Source organism: Streptomyces sp. NPDC006339, from assembly GCF_040612775.1.
Taxonomy (GTDB): Bacteria; Actinomycetota; Actinomycetes; order Streptomycetales; family Streptomycetaceae; genus Streptomyces.
On sequence record NZ_JBEXQW010000015.1, the window covers coordinates 96,384 to 119,256 of the forward strand.

The following is a 22,873-nucleotide window of genomic DNA, read 5'->3' on the forward strand; positions in this document are numbered from 1 at the left end:
CGTGCGCTCCTCGTACGCGTCGCACCCGAGCGCGAGGTGCACGGCGTGAGGCAGAGGAAGTCCCTTCCCATCGCCGTGCAGCGTTGGGCGGAGCAGTTCACCGAGCAGGTCGTGACCGTGCGCGACGCCTCGCACGACTGGCACCGCTCCCGGGTATGGGAGCTCACCGGCGAGAGCGGGGCCCGCTGGTACGTGAAGGTCGCGCCCTCGGTGAAGTTCTTCGCCCGTGAGACCCGGGCCTATCGAGGAGTCGTTCCCGCGCTCGGGCACAGCCGGGCGCCCCGTCTCCTCGCCAGCCGCGCGGACGACTTGGCGTTGCTGCTCACCGTGGCACCCGGTGGCCCGGCACCTGGACTGGGACTGACCGCCGCCGAGTGGCGGGCCGTGCACGCGCAGGCCGGCCTGCTGTGCGCCCGGCTCCACGACGCCGGTGCACTCGACCCCCGCGACCGAACGGAAGCCGAAGCGTCGCTGGTGGCCGCGGCCGATGGCGCGAAGAAGTACCTGAGCCGCGCCGGGAACCGGCTCACCCCGGACGAGCAGCAGCTGGTCCGCGACTACGCGGCTCAGCTCCGCCGCGTCGGACCGGTGCCGCTCGGCTACATCCACGGCGATAACCAGCCGAGAAACTGGCTGTGGTCCGAGGGGGGGCTCGCGCTCGTCGACTTCGAGCGCACTCGCCCTGCCGCCCGCGTGCAGGACCTCGTCATCCTCGCCGTCACCGAGTGGCTCGACCACCCCGACCGCCGGCAGGCGTTCCTCCAGGCGTACGGGCGAGACCTCACCGGCGCCGAACGGCACGCGCTGCGCTGCCTGACCGCGCTTGACGCGGTCAACTGCCTGGCCTGGGGCCCGGACAACGGCCATCCCGAGGTCACCGCCAGAGGCCGGCGAACCCTGGACCGGCTCATGAAGGAGGACCGGCCGTGAGCAACGTCCATCGCAGCATCACGCACGTCATGGTCCTGCTGCGCCAGCCGGCCGACGGCCGGGTTCTCACCGTCCGGCACCAACCGCGGTCGTGGCACTCCCCCGGGCTGCTCACCCTCGTCGGCGGCAGGCTCGAAGCCGGCGAGTTCTTCGACGAGGGCGCCGCACGCGAGCTCGCTGAGGAGACCGGCATCCTCATCACCCCGGGCCGTCTCGAATTCTGCCAGCTGGTCCACCTTCACGCCGCTGACGGAGAACGGGTGACCGGCGTCGCCTTCCTGGCCAGGGAGTGGGAGGGCGAGCCGTACAACAGGGAGCCGAACACCCACAGCGAGCTCGTCTGGGTCGACCCCGCCAGCCCGCCCGACGACTGCCACCCCTTCACCCGCGAGATCCTCCGCTTCTTCGCCGCCGGGCACCGGTACGCCAACGTGATCGCTCCCGAGCTGACCGTCGGGGGTGAACCCCGATGACGGTCGCCGCCGGGACCCACAAGACGACCGCCTGGGCGCTGCCGGCCTACCGGTACCTGCTCGGCAGCGAGGCCGTGACCCTGGCCGGGTCGGGCGTGAGCGCCGTCGCTCTGCCCGCGCTCGCGGTCCTGGAACTGCGCGCCACCGCCGGGCAGGTGGCGACGCTCGCGTTCCTCGGCCAGCTTCCCAGCACGCTCGCTCTCTGGGCCGGGGCCTTGTCGGACCGGCACGCCAAGCGTTTCCAGCTCCTCGTCTCGGACCTGGTGGCCGCCGCGGCGCTCACCACGATCCCGGCCGCCGCTCTGGCCGGGGTCCTCACCATCGGCCAGCTGTACGGGGTGACACTCGCGATGGGCGCGGCCAAGGTGGTCCGCGACGCCGCGGCCATCAGCCTCCTGCCGGCCATCGTCGCCCCGCACCTGCTGCACGACGCCAACTCCCGCCTGGGCGCGGCTTCCTCGGTGGCCGACAGCGCGGGCAGCAACGTCGGCGCCGCGCTCGTGGGCGCCGTAGGCGCCGCACGGTCACTCCTCGTCGACGCCACCTCCTTCCTCGCCTCCGCCTGGCTGGTCTGGCGTATCCGCGCGCCCGAGCCACACATGTCCCCCGTCGGGGCCGAGAAGTCGCGCGGCCTTATCCGGGACATCTCCGCCGGTGTGCGCTACGTGATCGGGCAGCCGACGATCCGCACGGTGATCGCGGCCCTGGCCGTGCTGTCCTTCGGCCTCGCGCTGATAAAGAGTCCCGACGGGCGGCGCACTCCGCTCTCCCCTGTGCGGTGGCGCTGCACAGCGATCCGCACCGCACCGTCGAGCAGCAGAAATACCGCGAACAGGCCGAGTGCCACTATCGCGATCATGATCGCCCCTTCCGCGGTTCCCGCCAGGGCAGGACTGACACCAGATGGTCGCCACAAGGCTGCTCTCGTGCCGGCGTGCCGATCTGCCCCGGCAGCCAGCCGATCGACGTGGCCGGTCAGTGCTGGCCGGCCGATCGCTGGGCTTCCTCATGGCCGCTCCCGAGGAAGGAGAGCGCAACGCAGGTGATGCCGCCGAGCACGATGAAGGCGTCGGCGAGGTTGAAGGTGGGCCACCAGCCGGTATGCAGGTAGTCGGTGACGACGCCGTCGCGGGCACGGTCGGCGAGGTTGGCCGCCGCGCCACCCAGGATCGCGGCGAGCGCGATGCCCCACAGGCGCGGGCTGGTCGCCACGGTACGCCACAGAGCGACCGCCACCGCAGCCGTGATGAGTCCGGTGAGGGTCACAACCACCCACGCGGGGGCGTCGGAGGCGAAGGAGAACGCCACTCCAGGGTTGAAGGCCAGCTGCAGGTCGAGCGGACCTCCCTCGATGGGAGCGCCAGGCAGGGCCTGCTCGGCCCACGTCTTGATGGCCAGGTCCGTTCCGGCGAGGACGGCCGCGAGGACCAGCAGCCCGGTGCGGCGCCTCAAGGCGCCGCGCCGGGCCGGGACAAGCTCGGCGGTGCTCACTTGCAGCCGTCCGAGCACGACGACTTCTCCGACGCGGCCGATGGCTTGTCGTCCTCACAACCGTCGTCACAGACGAGTTCGCCTTCCCAGGCTTCCTTGCCCTCCATGATTGCGAAGGCGGCGATGACGAAGCCGGCGACCGGGTCGAGCCAGGTCCAGCCGAAGAGAGCGAAGGCCAGCAGACCGGCGAAGGTGGACACCGACAGCCAGGCGCACAGCTTGGTCTCGGCGGCGTCGGCGACGACCAGGCGGGAGTTCATCTCAAGGCCGGCCTTGCGCTTGGCGCGAGCGAGCCACGGCATGATCACGATGGACACGCCGGTCAGGATGATACCAACGATGGAGGTGTCGGGCTTCTCGCCGCTGATCAGGTCGCGGACGCCTTCGACGGTGACGTACGCGGCGAGGGCGAAGAACGTGAGGGCGATGAACTTGAGCGCCCGGCGTTCCTTGGCTTCGTCCGGCTCGCCGCCCTTGATCTCCGCGAGGAGTCGTACCAGCACCACCACCGCGGCGGCGACCTCGATGCCGGAGTCGATGCCGAATCCGATCAGCGAGACGGCTCCGGCGACCGCGCCGGCGGAAATGGCGATGATGCCCTCGACGACGTTGTAGCCGATCGTGAACTTGGCGTAGCGGACTGCGCGGTGCGCGGCCGGGCCGGTCACGTCCGGTGTGGTCGCGGAGGTGGGGGTGGTGCTCATCGGGTGGGCTCCTCGGCGGCGGGGTGGGTGCCGTAGGTGGGGCAGAGGTCGACGGCCTCGCCAGTTGCGGCGAGCAGCTGCTCGGCGGCGGCGAGCAGGTCCAGCAGTTCGGGGTGGGCCAGCGAGTGAAGCGATGCGCGCCCGACGGGGCGGGAGACGACCAGTCCGCATTCGCGCAGGCAGGACAGGTGGGCCGAGACGGTGGACTGGGCGAGCCCCACGCAGGTGACGAGGTCGGTGACCCGTGCTTCGCCCTCGGCCAGCCGGCGCAGGATCGCCAGGCGAGCCGGGTCCCCGAGTGACCGGAAGAGGGCCACGGCGGCGGTAGGTGCGGCACAAGGGTCAGCCGTCAGGGACGTTTCCGTCGGTTTCATCAAATCACTCTCCGTTACGAAGTAGGCCGCCGTTGCCACTTCTGAGGGCTCCGGGGGCGACACGCTATTCATCGCTCGGGACCGATGATAGCGTGCCGAGTCGATGAGGGAAGTTCGTTCGAACGACCTCTATGGTTACCGACCGGTTTCATCCATCTGTTCCGATTACATCGTTAGCATCCGATGTTGGAGCGGGCCGTCAGGGGGACGGCTCCGCTGCGATGGGGGGTGCAGAGATGCAGGTGCTCGTGGTGGAAGACGACACGCGGATCGCCGAGGCGCTGACTGAGGCACTGCAGCGGTTCGGGCACGACGTCGACTGGGTCGGCAGCGGGGCCGAGGCCCTGAAGGCCGCACCGTCCACCGAGTTCGTTCTGCTGGACCTAGGGCTGCCCGACCTGGACGGGCAGGAGGTGTGCCGGCGCGTTCGGGAGGCGTCGGCGGTTCCGATCATTGCGGTGACGGCGCGGGCCGAGGAGCTCGACCGGATCCTGGTGCTCCAGGCCGGCGCCGACGACTACCTGGTCAAGCCATACAGCATGCGTGAGTTGCTGGCGCGGATGGAGGCGGTCGCCCGCCGGGTGCACGCGCCCGCCGCTGCGAACGCGCCCAGCGGCGCAGCGATTGAAGGTGAGCTCTGCGCGTTCGGGCCGCTGTTGGTGGACATGCGCACGCGTCAGGTGCAGATGGACGGCGAGCTGGTGCATCTGACGCGCCGCGAGTTCGATCTGCTGGCCGCTCTTCTTGCGGACGCCGGCGCGGTACACGGCCGGGAGGACCTGATCAACGAGGTGTGGGACCCCAACTGGCACGGGTCCACCCGCACGCTCGACGTCCACATCGGCTCGCTTCGGTCCAAGCTCGGCGGACGCGAGTGGATCCAGTCGGTGCGGGGTGTGGGCTTCCGTCTGGTCCTGCCCGACCGGCACTGACCAGCCGGTCGAAGTGACTTGAGGATGAAGGGGGAATTCTGGCGTGCGGCGTCACCTGGTGGCCGCGTTGGTCGCCTTACCGGTCGTGGTGGTCACCGTTCTGGGGCTGCCGCTGGCCCTGCAGCGCAGCGACGAGGCGCTGCGGGAACTCGCTCACGCGCGGGCGACAGAAGCACGGGAGCTGTCGCCCACCGCGGTGAAGGCCCTGTCAAAGGGCGAACGGGCTGGGCTCCGGCAGCGGATCGCGGACTACCAGGACCGTACGGGCGGTCGTGCACACGTCTACAACGCCGAGGGTCAGTCGGTGGACGGAGCACTGTGCCTTCTGCCGCCCGACGAACTTGCGCAGCAGAAGGTGGTGCGGGCGGCCTTACAGGGACAGTTCACCGACTCCTCCGACCGGCAGATCTCCAAGCTCGCCGAGGAGCTGATCGTGGCGGTGCCGGTGATCCACCAGGGCCTGCTGGTCGGCGTCGTGGTGGTGTGCTCAGCCCTGGACGATCTGGAGCTGAAGCAGTGGACGATCTGGGCCGTGGTCGCCGTGATCGGGGCTCTGGCACTGGCGGCGAGCGGCTTCCTGGCGGAGCCGCTGGCCCGCTGGATTCTGCGACCCGTGCGCTATCTGGAGGTGGCAGCACGCCGGTTCGCCGCCGGGGACCACACCGCTCGTGTGCCGGTCCATCTCGGCCCGCCGGATCTGCGGGTACTCGCCGAGACGTTCAACCACCTGGCCGAGCAGGTGCAGCACCAGGTCACGGTGCAGAAGTCGTTCGTCTCCGACGCCTCTCACCAGCTCAGGTGAAGTTTCCCCGTGATCTTGGACACTCGTTCGTTATGCCGCGAGGGTGTGTTGATGCCGCTGCCTGGTCTCGGCCGGGGTGAGGTAGCCGAAGATCTTGTGCTTGCGTAGGCGGCGGCGGTTGTAGAAGGTCTCGATGAAGGTGAAGACCTCGGCGCGGGCGGTGGCCCGGTCGGGCCAGGTCCGGGTGCCGATCTCCTCCTTGAGCAGGGCCCAGAAGCTCTCCGCGGCGGCATTGTCGAAACATGATCCGGTGCGTCCGCAGCTCTGCCGAAGCCCCAACTCCTCTATTCGGGCGCGGAAGTGGGTCGATGTGTACTCGCTGCCGCGATCGCTGTGGATCACGCAGCCGGGCTCCAGACCGCCTCGGCCGTAGGCCATGTCGAGGGCGTCGACGACGAGTTCGGCGCGGTGGTGGTCAGCCATGGCATAGCCGACGACCTCGCGGGTGGCCAGGTCCAGCCAGCAGGCGAGGTAGAGCCAGCCCTCGGCCGTCAGGAGATAGGTGATGTCGCCGACCAGCTTGATCCCGGGACGCTCGGCGTGGAAGTCGCGGCCGATCAGGTCCGGGGCCGGCTTCGCCTTCACGTCCGGCCGGGTCAGCGGGCGGTGCTTGCGGCGGGTGACGCCGCGGATGTCGCGCTCGCGCATGACGCGGGCGATGCGCTTGCGGTTCACCCGGTGCCCCAGGCGTCGCAGCTCTGCGTGGATGCGCGGGACGCCGTAGGTGCGACGGGAGGCGATGTGGAGCACGGTGATCTCGTGGGCAAGCTCGTCGTCGGCCGCCCGGCGGGCCTGGCGGGCAGCCTCGCCCTCGCGCCAGGCGTAGTAGGAGGAGCGGGCCACGTGCAGCACCCGGCACAACAGCACGATCGGGTAGTTCGCCTTCTCCGCATGGATCAACCGGCACAACATGGTCACCGGTCGCTCTCCTTCACGAAGAAGGCCGTCGCTTTTTTCAGGATCTCGATCGTCTGCTGCTGTTCGCGGTTCTCTCTGCGCAGCCGGCGCAGTTCCTCACGCTCCGCGCTGGTCAGCTCGCCCGGGGCGCCCTCGCCCTGGTCGGCCTTGGCCAGGCGGTACCAGCCGCGCAGGGACTCGGAGCTGATACCGAGTTCCCGGGCGACGGCGGTGACCGTCTTACCCGAGGAGTCGACGAGCGCGATCGCGTCCCGCTTGAACTCCTCGGTGTATCGCTTCGTGTACTTGCTTCCCACCTGGTGCTACTTCCTCTGGAACTTCAGGTCCCAGTCTCCAGGGTGTCCACGATCAAGGGGAAGCTTCACAGGTCCCCGCTGGTGGCGCTGCGGCTGCGCTTGGAGAACCTGGAACCCCACATCGAGCGGGACGGAAGCCGCGGTCTGGAGCAGGCGCTCGGCGAGGTGGACCGGATGACCGGCATCCTCAACGCGCTGCTGCTCCTGGCCCGGGCGGAGTCGGGTGCCCAGGCCGCCGAGGGCGTGGACGTGCTGGCGGTCGCCGAAGAACGGGTGGCTTCCTGGCGGCTGGTGGCCGAGCCCAGGGGCATTGCGGTGACCATCGAGGGTGAGGGGGACTTTGTCGCATCGGCGGTCGCCGGCACGGTGGACCAAATCCTGGACGTGTTTCTCGACAACGCTCTGCGCATGGCACCGGCCGGCACAGCGGTGCGGGTGCGCCTGGTCGAGGACGCGGCGATGGTGGCCGTGCAGTGTATCGATGCCGGTCCCGGAATGAGCCCTGCCGAGCGGGCTCGTGCCTGTGACCGCTTCTGGCGCGGTGCTAAGGCCGCCGCCGGAGAGGGATCCGGCCTGGGCCTGGCCATCGCCGCCAGCCTCGCCCGGGTCAACGACGGTCATGTCCTGCTCCAGGAAGCTCCTGACGGAGGGCTGCACGCCGAGGTTCGCCTGCCGGCGTGGGGGCCCGGTCGAGGCGCGCACCATCCCAACACCCTCCTTAGGAAGCACCGGGGGTGATAGCGATCTCGGTCTTGCATGTTCCCTGCATCTGTCCTGCCGGACTGCTGCAGCAAGCGTTTCTACGCTGACGCCCGGCACTGCCATGCGCGGTGCGTCTATTCAGGCCGCTGTTTCCGGCCCCCTTATTCCCTTTCGTGCGCGCCCCACCGGGCCGCATCCCTTTATCTCACCTCCAAGGAGGAGGCGTGGGTTCCCAGTCCACTGTCCGCAGCGAGACGCCGACCAAGTCCGCACCGCCGGTCGCACCGAAGGGTCTGGCCGCGCTGGGCCGCTGGCTGGCAAAGCGCCGGCTGCTGGTCCTGCTGGTCACCTTGGCGGCGCTGGTCGTTGCGGTGCCGTTCGGCTCCGATGTGGAAAGCCGCCTGTCGGAGGGCGGCATCACCGTTCCGGCCTCGGAGTCGGCCCGCGCCGACGAACTGCTCAACACCCGCTTCGAGGGCGGCTCCCCGCACCTGGTGTTCATCGCCGCCGCCGACACCAGCGTCGACAGCCCCGACGTCAGCAGCGAAGCGAAGGAGCTGACCGACCGCCTGGCCAAGGAGCCGGGCGTCGTGCAGGCGGCGTCCTACTGGACGCTGGACAAGGCGCCCACGCTCCGCTCGAAGGACGGCCGCACCGGACTGATCATGGTGCGCCTGGCCGGCGACGAGGACGAGGTTCGCAAGTCCGCCGCACGGATCGTGCCGAACGTGGTCGGCGAGCAGGGCCCGCTGAAGGTGACCGCGACCGGCGTGACCGCCGTGCGTATGGAGATCGAAAAGCGCAGCGAGGAAGACCTCACCAAGGCCGAGCTGCTGTCCGGCCCGCTGGTACTGGTCATCCTGCTGCTGGTGTTCGGCAGCGTGGTCGCCGCCAGCACCCCCCTCGCGGTCGGCATCCTCGCCGTCATCGGGTCCTTCGTCATCCTGCGGCTGCTCGACATGGTCGTCCAGGTCTCGGTGTTCTCCGTCAACATCACCACCGCCCTCGGCCTGGGCCTGGCCATCGACTACAGCCTGTTCATCGTCACCCGCTACCGCGAAGAACTCGCCCGTGGCCGCACCGTCCACGACGCGATCGCCGAATCCGTACGCACCGCGGGACGCACCGTGCTGTTCTCCGCCCTGACGGTGGCCGTGTCGCTGTCGGCGATGCTCGTCTTCCCCATGTACCACCTGCGGTCCTTCGCCTACTCCGGCATCGCCGTCGTGATCCTCGCCGCGCTCGGTTCCGTCATCGTGCTGCCCGCCCTGCTGGCCGTCCTCGGCCACCGCATCGACGCCCTCAACGTCCGGCGCCTCTTCCGCCGAGGCGCCAAGACAGCCGCGGCCCGTACCGACACCGCAGGGTTCTGGCACAAGCTGGCCATGGCGGTTATGCGCAGGCCACTGCCGTTCGCGCTCACCATCGCAGCCGTCCTCGTGGCGCTGGGCCTGCCGTTCATGCGGGCCGAGTTCGGCGACAGCGACGACCGGGTCCTGCCCGCCAGCTCCCCCGCGTACCAGGGCGCCCAGGTGCTGCGCGAGGAGTTCGACAACCGGGAAGGTTCCCCCCTCAACGTCGTCCTGCCCGACATCGACCCGGCCTCGGCATCCATCAAGGTGTCCGACTACGCCAAGCAGCTGTCCACCGTGCCCGGCATCACCCGGGTCGACGCCGTGACCGGCTCCTACAGCGAAGGCACCCAGATCGCTCCGCCTGGCCCAGCGTCCGAACGGTTCAAGGCCGACCAGGGCACCTGGCTGTCTGTGGTCTCCGACACCGAGCCCTACTCCGAGCGCGGCATGGACCTGGTCGACACGCTCCGTGCGCAGCCCGCACCGGACACCGTGCTCGTCGGCGGACAGGCCGCACTGCTGGTGGACTCCAAGGCCACCCTCGCAGACAAGCTGCCCTGGGCACTCGGCATCATCGCGCTGTCGACCATGGTGCTGCTCTTCCTGTTCACCGGCAGCCTCCTCATCCCCCTTAAGGCCATCGTGCTGAACCTGCTCAGCCTGACGGCCACCTTCGGGGCGATGGTGTACGTCTTCCAGGACGGACACCTGCGCTGGCTGGTCGGTGACTTCACCGTCACCGGCATGCTCGACATCGACACCCCGATCCTGATGTTCTGTGTCGCCTTCGGCCTGTCCATGGACTACGAGGTCTTTCTCCTGTCGAGGATCAAGGAGGAGTACCACCGCACCGGCGACAACGTCTCCGCCGTGGCCTGGGGCCTGGAGCGCACCGGCCGGCTGGTCACCGCGGCCGCCGCCCTGGTCGCGACCGTCCTGCTCGCCTTCGCCACGTCCTCCCTGACCCCGCTCAAGCTCCTCGGCGTCGGCCTCGCGCTCGCGGTGATCGTCGACGCCACCCTGGTCCGCGGCATCCTGGTCCCGGCGTTCATGCGCCTGGCCGGCCGCGCCAACTGGTGGGCCCCACGGCCGCTCGCCCGTCTGCACCAGAAGATCGGCCTCGACGACTGAGACACAGACCCGGCGGGGCGCGGGCCAGGACGGTCCGCGCCCCGCCGGCGCTGGCGTCCCACCCCACCGGGTCGATGCAGCACACCTCCGGTAAGCAGCTGCACTCCCTCGGCCGCCTGACGTCGGCCCGCCACGCCTCGCTGTCTGCCGGTCCGTGCTCGCACCGATCACCACCCCCGCTCGGTCACACCGTCGCACCGATGTCGCGGGCGCTGGCCGGCAGCCGGATCTCAGTCCGTCAGCCGCCGCCGCGGGACCCTGGTGGGGCGGGGCGGGACCCGCCCCGCCAGGAGGGTGGGCGCGAGCGGCCCGGCTCCGGGTGGCGGGTAGCATCGCCGGCGTGTCCTCGCGTCCTGTTCACCGGCCCCGTCCGGCCGTCGCCATCCTGGTGGCCGGTCTGCTGCTGGCCTGTGGCTTCCTGATGTGGGGCACGAGCCACGCAATGGCCATGAGCACCGTCATGCCGCCGTCCGCGCCTGTCTTGGCCGACTCAGTGGCCATGGAGCATGGGGCCGCCGAGGAGACCGCCGCGGACGGCATGTCCGGCGGCTGTCCCTCCACGGCCATGGACTGTCCGCTGGCCTCAGCGTCGTTCCCCGCCTCTGGCGCTTTCGCCGCACCCCACATGGTGCAGGCACCGCAGGCACCCGGTGACTACATGCCCGTGACACGGGGCCCATCCGCCTGTTGTGCTCGGCCTCGGGCACCTGATCCCATCTCGCTCCTCTGCGTCAGCCGGACTTAGGCACCCTCGCGCCCCTTCGGCCTCACGGCCGCTCGGCGGCGCTTCGGCCTGTCCGGAACCTTGCTGCGATGCAGACGAGAAAGATTCTCTCCATGGCTTCTACCACAGCCTTGTTCGTCACCGGTGTGACCACCGGTCTGTTCGCCGGCGGTGCCTCGTGTGCCGCCGTTCAAGGCGGCCTGCTTGCCGGTGCCGTCGGCCGCCGCGCCACCCAATGGCCCCGCGAGGCGTGGGAGCGCAGCGGCCTGTTCGCGCCCGTCGGTTCGTTCCTCGGCGCCAAGCTCGCCTCCCACACCTTGCTCGGCGCCGCTCTCGGGCTGCTCGGTGCGGCCGTCCAGCCCAGTCCGCGTGCGCAGGCCGCGCTGCTGATGGCGGCCGCAGCGCTGATGGTGATCTTCGCTCTCGACATGCTGGGGGTGAAGGCTGTGCGCCGGTTCGTGCCGCGGCCGCCCGCTTCCTGGGGCCGGCGAGTGCGGCGTTCGTCCAAGTCGGCCGCCGTCACCACCCCGGCCGTGCTCGGCTTCCTCACCGTCCTCATTCCCTGCGGTGTCACCCTCAGCGTCGAGCTGATCGCCATCACCTCCGGATCCGCGATCACCGGGGCATCGGTCATGGCCGGGTTCGTCCTCGGGACCGGCCCCCTGTTCGCCCTTCTCGGCTTCTTCCTCCGATCCGCCGCCCGACTGTGGCAGGGCCGCCTCACCATGGTCACCGGCGTGATCGTTCTGCTGGTCGCTCTGTGGTCCCTCGGCTCCGGCCTGCGACTGGGCGGATGGTGGCCCTCAGCCACTCCGCCGGCCACCGCGGCGGAGACTGTCGCCGCCGATACCGTGACGATCAACCCGGACGGCAGTCAGACCATTACCGTCCAGGCCCGCACCAACTCCTACACGCCGGCCACGATCATGGCCGAGGCCGACCGGCCCACCACCCTCGTCGTCGCCACCAGCAACACCAGCGGCTGCGTGCGCGCGTTCGTCGTCCCCGATCTCGGCATCCAGAAGATCCTCCCTACCGACGGCCAGACCGACATCGCCCTCGGTGCCCGCAAGGCCGGAACCCTCACCTTCACCTGCGGCATGGGCATGTACGGCGGTCAGATCACCTTCCGACAGACCGCCGCTCAGCCTCAGTCCCCCGCCGCTTCGGAGGCCACCTCGTGACCAGACATATGGAATTCGCCGTCACCGGCATGCACTGCATCAGCTGCGGGCTTCTCATCGACGATGAGGTCGAGGAACTGCCTGGCGTGGCGTCCAGCACCACCAACGTCCGCACCGAACGCACTGTCGTCGAGGTGACCGAGCCGGTGGACCCCACCCGCATCGTCGCGGCCATTGCCGACGCCGGATACACAGCCGTCCCGGTCAGCTGAACCACCGTCCAGGCCCGCCACCACACCCCTGGTGGGCCTGGCCTCGCGGTCGAAAGGCCGGGGACCTCCCGAGGCCGGCAGGACGAACAAAGCGTTTGGGCCCCTAGCACGGCGTCGTCCACTGCCATGTTCCCTGCCGTGCAGAATCACCCAAAGGGGATAATGTCGAACTCATGAGCGGAACTTAGAGGTCCGCTGCACGGGTGCTGCATCTGCGGCTCATAGCGTGGGCCGTGCCGTTGGGACGTCCGACCAAGCTCTCCGCATGGCGTCCCAAGTGGCCAGATACGTGTTCAGCTACCAGGTGGGGGGACCCGGTCCATGCGGTTTCTGCAGCGTGAACGTACCGTCGTCGAGGAAGTGCTGCCCGGCCTCGACCAGAGCCTGGCCGCGATCCCGCTGGCCGGGCTGGAGGCGGCCGACGGCCCTGGCGTGAAGCTGTTCCGCGACGCCGGCGGTCCTGGCCTGCTGGTGCCCACCGAGCATGGCGGCCGGGGTGCGGATCTCCTGACCACCCTGCGCGTGCAGCGGGCGATCGGCTCCCGCTCCCCCTCCCTCGCCGTGGCGACCACCATGCACCACTTCTCCGTGGCGTCGCTGGTCGAGGCGGCGGCCACCAGCAGCGGCATGGAATGGATGCTGCTCGCCGCCATTTCCAAGGACAATCTGCTGCTCGCCTCCGGCTTCGCCGAGGGACGCACCGGTCAGGGCATCCTCAACCCGTCCCTGACCGCCCGCATCGACGGTGACAAGGTGTTCCTCAGCGGGTCGAAGAAGCCATGCAGTCTTGCCCGCTCCATGAACCTGCTCACCGCGTCCCTGCCCCTGCCCGGGCCGGACGGCAACGATCAGCTGGCCATCGCCCTGATCCCCGCCGACGCCCCGGGCGTGTCGGTCAAGCCGTTCTGGGGCAGCCCGATCCTGGCAGGCGCCGAGAGCGACGAGGTCGTCCTCGACGACGTCGAGGTACCGGCCGAGCTGCTGGTGCGGACGGACGTCACCGCGGACGGCCGCCTGGACCAGCTGCAGACCGTCGGCTTCGTCTGGTTCGAAGGTCTCATGACCGCCAGCTACCTCGGCGCCGCCTCCGCGCTGGTCGAGCGAACCCTCGGCAACACCCGCGGGGACACAGCTGTCGCCGCCGAAGCGGTGACGTGCGTCGAGTCCGTCGCCCTCGCACTGGAAGGGCTCGCCGCCGATGTGGCAACGGCCGGTGTCACCCAGGACACGCTGTCGCGGTCCTTGATGTGCCGGTACGCCGCCCAGGACGCGATCAACCGGGTTCTGTCGCTGTGTGTGGAGGCGCTGGGCGGCATGGCCTTCATAGGCTCCGGTGACGTCGCCTACCTCAACTCCGCCTGCCGCGCCCTGGCCTTCCACCCGCCGTCCCGGGCTCGTATGGCCGCCCCGCTGACCGAATACTTCACCGGCCGCGCCCCTCTGCGCATCCCCTGAGCTCAGGCCCCGTTGACGCGCGGCCCCTCGTGCCGCGTCGTCCCTCTTCCTCATCGTTCACGGTTCCGGCTGCGTGCACTTTGCGCGGTCCGCGACCGCTTCGGCCATGCCTTCGAACGGCTGCCGCCTGCCTTCGACTCCTGTACGCCCGCTGACCTGTCCGTGAGGTGCTCGATCGTGCCCAGCCATCCCACCGTTCTTCTCACCGGCGCGTCCGGTGTCGTGGGCAGCGCGCTGCTGCCCCATCTGTCCGACTGCCACACCATCGCCCTGACCCACCACACCCCGGTGGCCGGCACCGATGAGCAGCTGGCCGGTGACCTGACTGCTCCCCGGCTCGGCCTGGACGCCGACGCCTACCGGCGTCTCGCCACGCGGGTGGACGTGATCGTGCACTGCGCGGCCATCACCGGTTTCTCCAGCGGCCCGGAGGCCACCCACGCGCTCAACGAGGCCGGGACCCGGCAGATGGTGCAGCTCACCGCCGACGCGGGCGCCGTGCTGTATCACGTGTCTACCGCGTTCGTGGACCGCACCGACCTGACCCGGGCCCAGCTCGGGCAGGACCACGGGGATGCCACCGCGCGGCCGGAGGACTACCTGGACTCCAAGCGCGCCGGCGAAGACGTCGTGCGGTCGTCGGGCGTCCCGGCGGTGATCGTCCGGCCGTCGGTGGTGATCGGGGACGCTGCCACCGGTGCGATCTCCGCGTTCCAGGGCATGCACGGCATCATCCACGGGCTGCTGCGCGGCCTGCTTCCGCTGGTGCCGGTGCCCGCCGACTCGCCCATCGACTTCGTTCCCCAGGACCTGGTCGCCGCCACGATCGCCGGCCTGATCCGTCGGGGTCGGCGGGACGGCGAGGTCTGGGTCACCGCGGGGACCAGTGCGCTGAGCACCCAGCGTGCCCTGCAGGTCATCGGCGAGACTGCCGAGGAGCTGGGCCTGACTGCTGTGCGGCCGCGCATGGTCGGCCCGGAGATGGTCGACCGTCTCATCCGTCCGGTGTTCATCGCGAACCTTCACGCCCGGGCGCGTCGCCGCTTCGACGACATGCTCGCCATGACGGCGCTGTTCGCTCACGGCCACGTGTTCCCCACCAGTCTGGGCCAGATCGCCGGGATACCCAAGGCACCGGACACGAGCGAGCTTGAGGCCGCGCTGCGGACGTCGGTCGCCTACATGGCCCACGCCAAGGGCATGATCCGCCGCGCGCCGGAGCCGGCGTTCGCGGGCGAGCAGGTGCCGGCATGACCGAACTGACGCTCCCCGCCCCCGCAACCGCCGAAGCGTCGGCTGCCGAGGTGCTGGGCATCTACCGCCGCCACTTGAGCAAGGGCCGGGCGCGGCTGGCGTCGCTCACTGGCGCCGCCATGGAGGTCGCCTCCGAGGGCAGCCGCGTGTGGGACGCGGACGCCAAGGAATACCTGGACTGCGGCGGGTACGGGGTATTCCTCCTCGGCCACCGCCACCCCCGTGTGGTGGAGGCCGTGATCGAGCAGATCCGCCGCCATCCGATGGCCACCCGGCTGCTTCTGGAGCCGGCCGCGGCCACAGCGGCGGCCGCGCTCGCCGCCGTCACGCCCCCCGGCCTGGAGCGCGTCCACTTCGTCAACTCCGGTGCCGAGGCCACCGAAACCGCGATCAAACTGGCCCGCGCCCACGGCAAGCGCCGACTGATCTCGGCGACCGGCGGCTACCACGGCAAGACCACCGGCGCGCTCGCCGTCACCGCCAAGCCCCTCTACCAGGACCCGTTCAGGCCGCTGCTGCCGGCCGAGCACGTCCCCTACGGCGACGCCGACGCCCTTGAGCGGGCGCTCGCCGACGGGGATCCGGCGTGCGTCATCCTCGAGCCCATGCAGGGCGAGGGCGGGGCGGTCCTGCCGCCGCCCGGCTACCTCACGCAGGTGCAGCGGCTGTGCGCCGAGCACGGGGCGATGTTCGTCCTGGACGAGATCCAGACCGGCCTCGGCCGATTGGGCACCTGGTGGGGCGCCGACACGGAAGGGGTACGGCCGGATGTGCTGCTGGTCGGCAAGAACCTCAGCGGCGGTGTGATCCCGGTTGCCGCCGCGGTCGCCACGCCACAGACATACGCGCCGTTCGACAAGGATCCGTTCCTGCACACCTCCACCTTCGCAGCCTCCCCGGTGGCGATGGCGGCCGCCGCGGCCGCCATCACCGCGATCCGCGACGAGGACCTGGTGGAGCGTGCCCGCACCCTGGGCGAGGACCTGCTGGGCCGGCTCCACTCGGCGCTGGCGCCGCTGCATGGCGAGGCGGTGGTGGACATCCGGGGCCGTGGCCTGCTCCTCGGTATCGAGATGCGCGACGAAGGCGCCGCCGGCGAACTCGTCCTGCATCTGCTGGAGTCGGGGCTGCTGGTCAACCACTCCCTCAACGCCCACCGGGTCGTGCGCCTGACCCCGCCCGCGGTGCTCACACCCGCCGACCTGGACTGGATCACCCGCGCTTTCACCTCTGCGGCCACCGCTCTGGCCCGCACCACCGCTTCTACGAAGGGGACACGCTGACATGCCCGAGGTGACCCTCGACGCCCTCATACCCGACACGACCGCCCCGGCCGTCTTCGAACGCCTGCGGGACTTCGCCGCCTACCCGAAGTACACCGAAGCCGTGCGCGAGGTGACCGTCACCGACACCGGCGGCGACACCCTGGACTCGGACTGGTCGGTGAACTTCCGCAACGGCATCCTGTGCTGGTCCGAACGCGACCGCATCGACGCCGCCAACCTGACCATCGAATTCACCCAGACCGACGGCGACTTCGACCAGTTCGACGGCGCCTGGACCGTACACGGCCACGACGATGGCGCGGTCACCGTACGGTTCACCGCCCGCTTCGACCTCGGCATGCCCAGCCTCGCCGCGATCATCGACCCGATCGCCTGCCAGGCCCTCATCGAGGCGATCAGCCTCGTCCTGCGCGGCCTGCTGGGCGAGCACATCACCCTCACCACCCCCGAGGCCGAACCCGTCGGCGCCTCAGCGGCAGCGGACGCACCGTGACCGGCGCCCTCACCACCACGGCGCTCCCTCACCCGGTCCCTGCAGCACCACCGGTAACGGAGCGGGAGTTCAAGGACGTCCTTGCCCACCTGCCCTCCGGCGTGACCGTGCTGACCACCAGCGGACCCGACGGCACCGGGGCGGCGGGCATGACGGCGAGCGCCGTGTGCTCCCTGTCCCTCGATCCGCCGATGCTCCTGGCCTGCGCGGCCAACCACAGCCGCACCCTGGCCCGGATCCGTACCACCGGCGTGATGGCCGTCAACGTGCTGCGCGAGGACCAGGCCCATCTCGCACGACGGTTCGCCGATCCCCAGCTCGACCAGGGCAACCGCTTCGCGGCCACCGCACACGGCCTTGAGGACGGCCTGCCCGTCCTCAACGACGCGCTGGCTTGGCTGACCTGCACCGTCAAGGCCGCCTACCCCGGCGGGGACCACACCATCCTCACCGCCGAAGTGCGCCGGCTCGGCCTGGGCGGCGGGCACCCGCTGCTCTGGCACAACCGCACCTTCCGCATCCTCGCCTGACCACCGCCCCGAACCGACCGCGACCCTTCTGGAGGCTTCCACCGTGCCCAGGGACATCAGGAACAAGATCGTCGCCATCACCGGCGGCAGCCGCGGCATTGGCCGCGCCACCGCCGAGCAGTTCATCGCCGCCGGCGCCAAGGTGGCCATCGGCGCCCGCAACCACGACTTCGCGACCAAGGTCGCCGCCGACATCGGCGCCCGCGCCTACCCGCTGGACGTCACCGACCCGGCCAGCGTCCAGGCGTTCTGGAAGGCGGTCGAGGCCGACCTCGGCGAGATCGACATCTTCGTCAACAACGCGGGCGAGATGATCGTCGGCCCCTTCGAGAAGGAGTCCGACGAGGACACCGCCCACCAGCTGGGCGTCAACCTCCTCGGCACCCTCAACGGCATGAAGACCGCCATCGGCCCGATGCGCCGGCGCGGACGGGGCCACATCATCAACATGGTCTCCGCCGTCGGCATGATCGGCCTGCCCGGCTGCGCCACCTACTCCGCCGCCAAGCACGGCGTCGTCGGCCTCTCCGAGGGCGTGCGTGCCGAACTGCGCGGGTCCGGCGTGGACCTGTCGATCATCCTGCCCATCCCCGCCCAGACGGAACTGACCTCCGGCGTCGGCAAGGGCCGCTTCGTGCCGCTGCTCACTCCCGACGACATCGCCAAGTCCGTCCTGCGCACCGCCCGCCGGCCCGTCTACAACCGGTACGTGCCCGGCTGGACCAACCCCGTCACCCGCTCCCTGTTCCTGCTGCCCCAGCCCTGGCGGGACGCGATGGGCCGCTTCCTCAAGGCCGACCAGCTGCTGCGCACCACCGACTACCAGGCCCGCATCGCCTACGAGGCCCGGGTGAAGGTCCCCACCGCGGAAGGAGCCGGGGCGTGACCTCGCAAACGCCCGCCCGCCCCAGCAACTACAAGGGCGCCGTCCGGCGGGGCACCGCGCCCGCCGTCGTCGGTTGGCGCTGGCTCGACCACCTCATCCACGTCCACCCGGTCACCACCGTCGCCATGTTCACTCCGGTGATCGTCGCCTGCGTGTGGTTCTCCCTAGGCGACGCCGACGGCTGGTCGCTGGCCGCATGGGCGGCCGCCGGCTACGTGACGTGGACGCTGTCGGAGTACTGGGGACACCGCATCGTGCTCCACTACGAGCCCGAGAAGGGCTTCGGTGCGCGCCTGCACTACATCCTGCACGGCATCCACCACGACTACCCCACGGATCCGCGCCGCTCCATCCTCAGCCCGCTGCTCAGCATCCCGATGGTCGCCGGAACGATCTACCTGGCTTCCGGGCTCGGGTCACTCCCGCTGATCTTCGGCGCCGGATACACCTTCGGCTACCTGACCTACGACCTGTTCCACCTCTACCTCCACCTCGCCACCCCCAGGAGCCGGCTCATGCGGCACCTGCGCTCACTCCACATGCGCCACCACTTCCGCGACGACACCAAAGGCTTCGGTATCTCGGCCCCGTACTGGGACGAGCTGTTCGGAACCTCCATCGCCCGGCAGTCCCGGTCAAACGACCTGGCCGCCTGAACCACCCCGCCGGCCCAGCGACCCGGCCCCTTCGCCGACGCGGGCACCTGCGCGGCAGACGGCTCACCCCCGAAGTCGTCGATGCCCCCGCACGGGTGCCCGCGCCCACCATCGCGCCACAGCTCTCCCGGCACCAGCCCGCCTGCGCATGGACCGCTGCCGGAGCCGAACGCCACCCGCGAGGAACCCATGAACTCCGAAACGCTTCTGGCTCGCATCTACACCCTCGACACCACCGCCGATGATCCCGGCATGCCGGCTCCCCGCCCCACAACGAGCGGTCAGCCGCACCCTGCCGAAGCCGACGGGGGCGAAGCGGAGGAGTTCGTACGCCTCCACCACGGCGAGCACCCCGACCAGCCCGTCCCGCTCACCGCACGGCTGCAGCAGATACGCACCCAGATCGACGAGACCGGCACCTACACCCACACCGCCGACGAACTCGTCTTCGGAGCCCGCGTCGCCTGGCGCAACTCCAGCCGGTGCATCGGCCGCCTGTACTGGAAGAGTCTGCGCGTCCTGGACCGCCGCCAGGCCACCACCGCCGACGACGTCCACCAGCACCTTGGCGACCACCTGCGCCAGGCCACCAACGGCGGCCGTATCCGGCCGGTCATCTCCATCTTCGCCCCCGACACCCCCGAAAGCCGGGCCCCGCGGGTATGGAACGACCAGCTCATCCGCTACGCCGGCCACCGCCAGGACAACGGGGACATCGTGGGCGACCCCACCTACGCGGACTTCACCGCCACCGTCAAGCGCCTGGGCTGGCAGGCCCCCGGCGGCGCCTGGGACGTGCTGCCCTGGGTCGTCGAGACCGACCAGGACAAGCCCCAGCTGTTCGACGTCCCCCCGAACCTCGTCCTCGAAGTCCACCTCACCCACCCCGACCGCCCCGACTTCGCCGACCTCGGCCTGCGCTGGCACGCCGTCCCGGCCATCTCGAACATGCGGCTGCGGATCGGCGGCATCAACTACCCCCTCGCCCCGTTCAACGGCTGGTACATGGGCACCGAGATCGGCGCCCGCAACCTCGTCGATGCCGACCGGTACAACCTGCTGCCGGTCATCGCCGAACACCTCGGACTCGACACCAGCAGCGAGGCCACCCTGTGGCGCGACCGCGCCCTGGTCGAACTCAATGTCGCCGTGCTGCACTCCTTCACCCAGGCCGGCGTCAAGATCAGCGACCACCACACCGAGTCCCGGCACTTCATGACACACCTGGCCAAGGAAGCCAAGCAGGGCCGCACCGTGCCCGCCGACTGGAGCTGGATCGTGCCCCCCGTCTCCGGCGGCATCACCCCGGTCTTCCACCGCTACTACGAAGAAGCCGACCAGCGCCCGAACTTCTACCTCGACGACGACGCCAAAGCCCGTGGCAAAGGCGGATGCCCCTTCGGCCACGGCTGACCGGGCTCCATGGACAACGCCGCCAGCCCGGCCACCGGGCTCCGCCAGCCGCCGAACCCTGGGATCCTGGCTGAACTCGGCCGCCTTCTGGCCACCGCAAACTCCCAGCACCGTGGCGCCCTGTGGCGCCTGACCGAACCCGGCCGCGGCCTGGATGCCAATGTCGTGCGCCTTCCTGCAGGTGCGAGCGTGGACGACCACGTCGAGGAGACCGTCGACGTGCTCCTCGTAATCGTCGCTGGGCACGGCCTTCTCAGCTCAGGCCAAGGCGCCGCCGACAGCGTCCTCACAGCCGGGGTGATCGCATGGCTACCGCGCTCCGCTCACCGGTCCATCGAGGCCGGTGACGACGGCCTGACCTACCTGACCGTCCACGCCCGCCGACCGGCGCTGGCCATCGGCCGCCCCGGAGCCGGACAAGGCGCGTTTGGCCCCACGCCGACCGTCGCCCCGAACTCCAGACAGCTTCATCCACCATCCATTTCAGACGTACACGCGCCGCGACCGCGGAACGGCTCCGACAACTGCGCCAGATAGCCCGCCGGGTAGCCCGGCTTGGCCGCGATGCCCAGGTCATCGGTGGAGAATCGCCGACCGGGATCGAAGGAGTACGAGCCGAGCATCCGGTCCCAAAGCAGCGTGAACAGGCCGAAGTTGACGTCGCCGACTCCGGCCCACTTCAGGTGGTGGAAGCGGTGGCCTTCATTGAGCGACAGCACGTACCGCAGCGGCCCGACCCGGTAGTCGGCGTTGGAGTGCTGCAGGAGCAGCTGCACGGCGACGGCCAGCGCCAGGGCCGCGGCAACGTCCACCGGCATCCCGGCGACCAGGAGAGGAGCGACACCCGCGGCCAGCTCCACACTCTGGTGCAGCGGGTGCTTCATCAGACCGTTGAAGCCATAGAAGCGCTTCACCGAGTGGTGCACCGCATGGAACCGCCACAGCAACCCGACCTTGTGGCTCGCGAAGTGCACCAGCGTGATGCCCGCATCGGCCACCAGCACCGCCAGCAACACCTGCAGGGCGAACGGCCAGGCGGAGGGCCACACGTCCACGGCCGTCACGACACCGGCCAGCACCGGAAGCGCCGCAACGCTCGCGAGGATCAGCGTCTCGTTCACGACCGCGTGAACGACATCCCGACGGCGATCGGCCATGGGGACGTTCCACTCCACGGCATAGGGCAACAGCCGCTCCGCCATGAACGACACCGCCACAGCGGCACCCAGCAGAGCGACCAGCCACGCCTTCGACGCGCCGGCGGCCGCCAGCGCGATACCTGCCCCGTTCACGCCGACCAAGAGCAGCGGGACGTATCCGTACCGGATGAGGATGCTGACCATGGCGACAGCGTGCGCTCCTGAGCCGTGAGCGGCTTGTACGAATCCGCTACCGCCCCAAAGAGCCCCCCTACGACGTTGTCGCCGTCGTGGAGTCCTGCCATCGAACGCCGCGCAGGAGCTCCGAGGGCGCCAAGCCGAACATCTCGTGCACGACCCGGGTGAGATGCGAGCTGTCGCAGAACCCCGCGCCGTACGCGGCCTGCGTCAGCGTCGCCCCGGCACGGACCAGCTCGATCGCGCGGCGCAAGCGCGCCCAACGCACATACGTCGGGAAGGACATCCCGACCTCCTGTGCGAAGAGGTGTCCGAGCCGGCTCGGGGAGATCCCTGCGACAGCCGCCACGTCCTCCAGATGGACCGGCCCGCCCAGCAGCAACCGAATGTGAGCAATCGCAGCACGTACTGCCGGGTGACCAACACCAGCCGCATGCTCCCCAATCAGCTCCAGCAGCGAATCTCCCAGCCGATCCGCACCTTCCCCTGGCCCCTCGGACTGCTCTGCTGCCCGCACCCAGTCAGAGACCCGGTCACTCAGAGCTCGATGGGATTGCGCGGCGCGGCCCAGGAGGGAATCCGCTTCGCAGTACACGAGAGTTCCCCGTGCGTCGTAAGAGCGAACGACGTGAACGGCCCGGGCCGGAATCACCGCACCGCACACCGTCCTGCTATGTCCGTGTCCGTCGATCAACTCGACCGTCCCGGACGTAACGATCAAGATCTGCACAGCGGCGTGAGCATGCGCATGGGCTGTCCCGATCCTCCCCCGGAACGTGAGCCGACCCGGCTCGAGGGCTACCTCGCCATCCCACGCTTGGGTCACCGGCGACACCTACCTCACCGGAGGCAACGTCACGACAACAGAGATATCCCCGGCCGACCGGCCGATCGAACGGCATTTATCCGTCAGGAACTTGGCGGAAGGGCCTCGGAAGCTCCGCCACGAGCGGCCCCACGTCGCTGGCCGTCCACCATGGGGCCACCCGAGCTCCATATGGGTGATTCTCTTCCGCAGGTCTCTTCCGGGTGCAGTCTGTCTCAATCAGCAACGGAGGCGTACGGCAGTCAGGATCCTTGGCAAGACGCTAGCCAAGGGTCCGGGGGAGGTGCCGCTGTCTCATGAGACATAGGTTTCGCGGAGAACTCCCTGCGGCAGATCCTGTGCGACCCGGCCTTTCAGGGCCGGATGCAGGCGGTCAGCACCACCGTGACCGCCGGAAGCCGTCCCCTGGCCGCCGCAGGCGCCGGCGCACTCGCACTCGTCCTGGACGTGCCAGCCGTCCTCGCCGTTGGCGCCCTGCTCCAGATCGTGCCAGTCCTCTTGCTGCTGGC

At 70.0% G+C, this 22,873-nt stretch carries 24 protein-coding genes; 17 read left to right on the plus strand and 7 right to left on the minus strand.

Annotated elements, in window-relative coordinates; translation table 11 throughout:
• Nucleotides 1–45 precede the first annotated feature (45 nt).
• Genes ABZ135_RS14730 through ABZ135_RS14740 form a run of 3 tightly spaced genes read left to right on the plus strand, consistent with a single transcriptional unit; the run spans nucleotide 46 to nucleotide 2,449 of the window.
• Nucleotides 46–930, plus strand: coding sequence for a phosphotransferase (locus tag ABZ135_RS14730; protein WP_356695510.1), 885 nt, complete (start codon nucleotides 46–48; stop codon nucleotides 928–930).
• Nucleotides 927–1,403 carry an NUDIX domain-containing protein gene (locus ABZ135_RS14735; protein WP_356695512.1) on the plus strand — a complete coding sequence of 159 codons (477 nt, stop codon included), beginning with the start codon at nucleotides 927–929 and terminating at the stop codon, nucleotides 1,401–1,403. The genes ABZ135_RS14730 and ABZ135_RS14735 overlap by 4 nt, the downstream gene beginning before the upstream one ends.
• Nucleotides 1,400–2,449 carry an MFS transporter gene (locus ABZ135_RS14740; RefSeq protein WP_356695514.1) on the plus strand — a complete coding sequence of 350 codons (1,050 nt, stop codon included), beginning with the start codon at nucleotides 1,400–1,402 and terminating at the stop codon, nucleotides 2,447–2,449. Before ABZ135_RS14735 ends, ABZ135_RS14740 begins: the two co-directional genes overlap by 4 nt.
• Here ABZ135_RS14740 and ABZ135_RS14745 read toward each other — a convergent pair.
• The 3 genes from ABZ135_RS14745 to ABZ135_RS14755 are packed head-to-tail and all read right to left on the minus strand — an operon-like array spanning nucleotide 2,379 to nucleotide 3,972.
• The gene (locus tag ABZ135_RS14745) at nucleotides 2,379–2,912 is read right to left on the minus strand and encodes a signal peptidase II (protein ID WP_356695516.1); all 534 of its coding nucleotides are present in this window, start codon (nucleotides 2,910–2,912) and stop codon (nucleotides 2,379–2,381) included. The two genes, ABZ135_RS14740 and ABZ135_RS14745, sit on opposite strands and share 71 nt — an antisense overlap.
• Nucleotides 2,891–3,598 (minus strand): cation transporter, encoded by a 708-nt coding sequence (locus tag ABZ135_RS14750; RefSeq protein ID WP_356695518.1) that lies wholly within the window; start codon nucleotides 3,596–3,598, stop codon nucleotides 2,891–2,893. The genes ABZ135_RS14745 and ABZ135_RS14750 overlap by 22 nt, the downstream gene beginning before the upstream one ends.
• On the minus strand, nucleotides 3,595–3,972 hold the full coding sequence (locus ABZ135_RS14755; protein ID WP_356695520.1) for a metalloregulator ArsR/SmtB family transcription factor: 378 nt from the start codon (nucleotides 3,970–3,972) through the stop codon (nucleotides 3,595–3,597). The genes ABZ135_RS14750 and ABZ135_RS14755 overlap by 4 nt, the downstream gene beginning before the upstream one ends.
• A 236-nt stretch (nucleotides 3,973–4,208) precedes the next feature.
• Between ABZ135_RS14755 and ABZ135_RS14760 the strand changes: the two genes are divergently transcribed.
• The gene (locus ABZ135_RS14760) at nucleotides 4,209–4,904 is read left to right on the plus strand and encodes a response regulator transcription factor (protein ID WP_356695522.1); all 696 of its coding nucleotides are present in this window, start codon (nucleotides 4,209–4,211) and stop codon (nucleotides 4,902–4,904) included.
• A 43-nt stretch (nucleotides 4,905–4,947) separates the two neighbouring features.
• Nucleotides 4,948–5,706 carry a HAMP domain-containing protein gene (locus tag ABZ135_RS14765; RefSeq protein ID WP_356695524.1) on the plus strand — a complete coding sequence of 253 codons (759 nt, stop codon included), beginning with the start codon at nucleotides 4,948–4,950 and terminating at the stop codon, nucleotides 5,704–5,706.
• Between the two features lie 30 nt (nucleotides 5,707–5,736).
• Here the strand turns inward: ABZ135_RS14765 and ABZ135_RS14770 are convergent, their stop codons facing one another.
• Nucleotides 5,737–6,618 carry an IS3 family transposase gene (locus tag ABZ135_RS14770; protein WP_356695669.1) on the minus strand — a complete coding sequence of 294 codons (882 nt, stop codon included), beginning with the start codon at nucleotides 6,616–6,618 and terminating at the stop codon, nucleotides 5,737–5,739.
• A gap of 2 nt (nucleotides 6,619–6,620) precedes the next feature.
• Nucleotides 6,621–6,920 carry a transposase gene (locus ABZ135_RS14775; protein WP_356695526.1) on the minus strand — a complete coding sequence of 100 codons (300 nt, stop codon included), beginning with the start codon at nucleotides 6,918–6,920 and terminating at the stop codon, nucleotides 6,621–6,623.
• A gap of 42 nt (nucleotides 6,921–6,962) precedes the next feature.
• Here ABZ135_RS14775 and ABZ135_RS14780 point away from each other — a divergent pair, with 42 nt between their 5' ends.
• The 12 genes from ABZ135_RS14780 (at nucleotide 6,963) to ABZ135_RS14835 (ending at nucleotide 20,201) form a co-directional block, all read left to right on the plus strand.
• Nucleotides 6,963–7,658 (plus strand): HAMP domain-containing sensor histidine kinase, encoded by a 696-nt coding sequence (locus ABZ135_RS14780; RefSeq protein WP_356695528.1) that lies wholly within the window; start codon nucleotides 6,963–6,965, stop codon nucleotides 7,656–7,658.
• A 188-nt stretch (nucleotides 7,659–7,846) separates the two neighbouring features.
• Entirely contained in the window at nucleotides 7,847–10,108 is a 2,262-nt protein-coding gene (locus ABZ135_RS14785; RefSeq protein WP_356695530.1) for an MMPL family transporter, read from the plus strand.
• Nucleotides 10,109–10,945: 837 nt separating this feature from the next.
• Nucleotides 10,946–12,016 carry a sulfite exporter TauE/SafE family protein gene (locus ABZ135_RS14790; RefSeq protein ID WP_356695532.1) on the plus strand — a complete coding sequence of 357 codons (1,071 nt, stop codon included), beginning with the start codon at nucleotides 10,946–10,948 and terminating at the stop codon, nucleotides 12,014–12,016.
• An 8-nt stretch (nucleotides 12,017–12,024) separates the two neighbouring features.
• Nucleotides 12,025–12,228 (plus strand): heavy metal-associated domain-containing protein, encoded by a 204-nt coding sequence (locus ABZ135_RS14795; RefSeq protein ID WP_356695534.1) that lies wholly within the window; start codon nucleotides 12,025–12,027, stop codon nucleotides 12,226–12,228.
• Between the two features lie 321 nt (nucleotides 12,229–12,549).
• Nucleotides 12,550–13,683: an acyl-CoA dehydrogenase family protein gene (locus tag ABZ135_RS14800; protein ID WP_356695536.1), complete on the plus strand. Its 1,134-nt coding sequence runs from the start codon at nucleotides 12,550–12,552 to the stop codon at nucleotides 13,681–13,683.
• A gap of 177 nt (nucleotides 13,684–13,860) precedes the next feature.
• Nucleotides 13,861–14,937, plus strand: a complete 1,077-nt coding sequence (locus ABZ135_RS14805; RefSeq protein WP_356695538.1) for an SDR family oxidoreductase — start codon at nucleotides 13,861–13,863, stop codon at nucleotides 14,935–14,937.
• Nucleotides 14,934–16,220: an aminotransferase class III-fold pyridoxal phosphate-dependent enzyme gene (locus ABZ135_RS14810; RefSeq protein ID WP_356695540.1), complete on the plus strand. Its 1,287-nt coding sequence runs from the start codon at nucleotides 14,934–14,936 to the stop codon at nucleotides 16,218–16,220. Before ABZ135_RS14805 ends, ABZ135_RS14810 begins: the two co-directional genes overlap by 4 nt.
• A gap of 1 nt (nucleotide 16,221) precedes the next feature.
• Complete coding sequence (locus ABZ135_RS14815) at nucleotides 16,222–16,716, plus strand: SRPBCC family protein (RefSeq protein ID WP_356695542.1); 495 nt, start codon at nucleotides 16,222–16,224, stop codon at nucleotides 16,714–16,716.
• The gene (locus ABZ135_RS14820) at nucleotides 16,713–17,246 is read left to right on the plus strand and encodes a flavin reductase family protein (RefSeq protein WP_356695544.1); all 534 of its coding nucleotides are present in this window, start codon (nucleotides 16,713–16,715) and stop codon (nucleotides 17,244–17,246) included. The genes ABZ135_RS14815 and ABZ135_RS14820 overlap by 4 nt, the downstream gene beginning before the upstream one ends.
• Before the next feature lie 43 nt (nucleotides 17,247–17,289).
• Nucleotides 17,290–18,132, plus strand: a complete 843-nt coding sequence (locus tag ABZ135_RS14825; protein WP_356695546.1) for an SDR family oxidoreductase — start codon at nucleotides 17,290–17,292, stop codon at nucleotides 18,130–18,132.
• The gene (locus ABZ135_RS14830) at nucleotides 18,129–18,788 is read left to right on the plus strand and encodes a sterol desaturase family protein (RefSeq protein ID WP_356695548.1); all 660 of its coding nucleotides are present in this window, start codon (nucleotides 18,129–18,131) and stop codon (nucleotides 18,786–18,788) included. Before ABZ135_RS14825 ends, ABZ135_RS14830 begins: the two co-directional genes overlap by 4 nt.
• Before the next feature lie 252 nt (nucleotides 18,789–19,040).
• Nucleotides 19,041–20,201, plus strand: a complete 1,161-nt coding sequence (locus ABZ135_RS14835) for a nitric oxide synthase oxygenase (protein WP_356695671.1) — start codon at nucleotides 19,041–19,043, stop codon at nucleotides 20,199–20,201.
• A 467-nt stretch (nucleotides 20,202–20,668) separates the two neighbouring features.
• On the opposite strand, the gene ABZ135_RS14840 is transcribed toward ABZ135_RS14835, so the two are convergent.
• Entirely contained in the window at nucleotides 20,669–21,544 is an 876-nt protein-coding gene (locus ABZ135_RS14840; RefSeq protein ID WP_356695550.1) for a sterol desaturase family protein, read from the minus strand.
• 67 nt (nucleotides 21,545–21,611) lie between these two features.
• Nucleotides 21,612–22,268 (minus strand): AraC family transcriptional regulator, encoded by a 657-nt coding sequence (locus ABZ135_RS14845; protein WP_356695552.1) that lies wholly within the window; start codon nucleotides 22,266–22,268, stop codon nucleotides 21,612–21,614.
• Nucleotides 22,269–22,873: the final 605 nt, after the last annotated feature.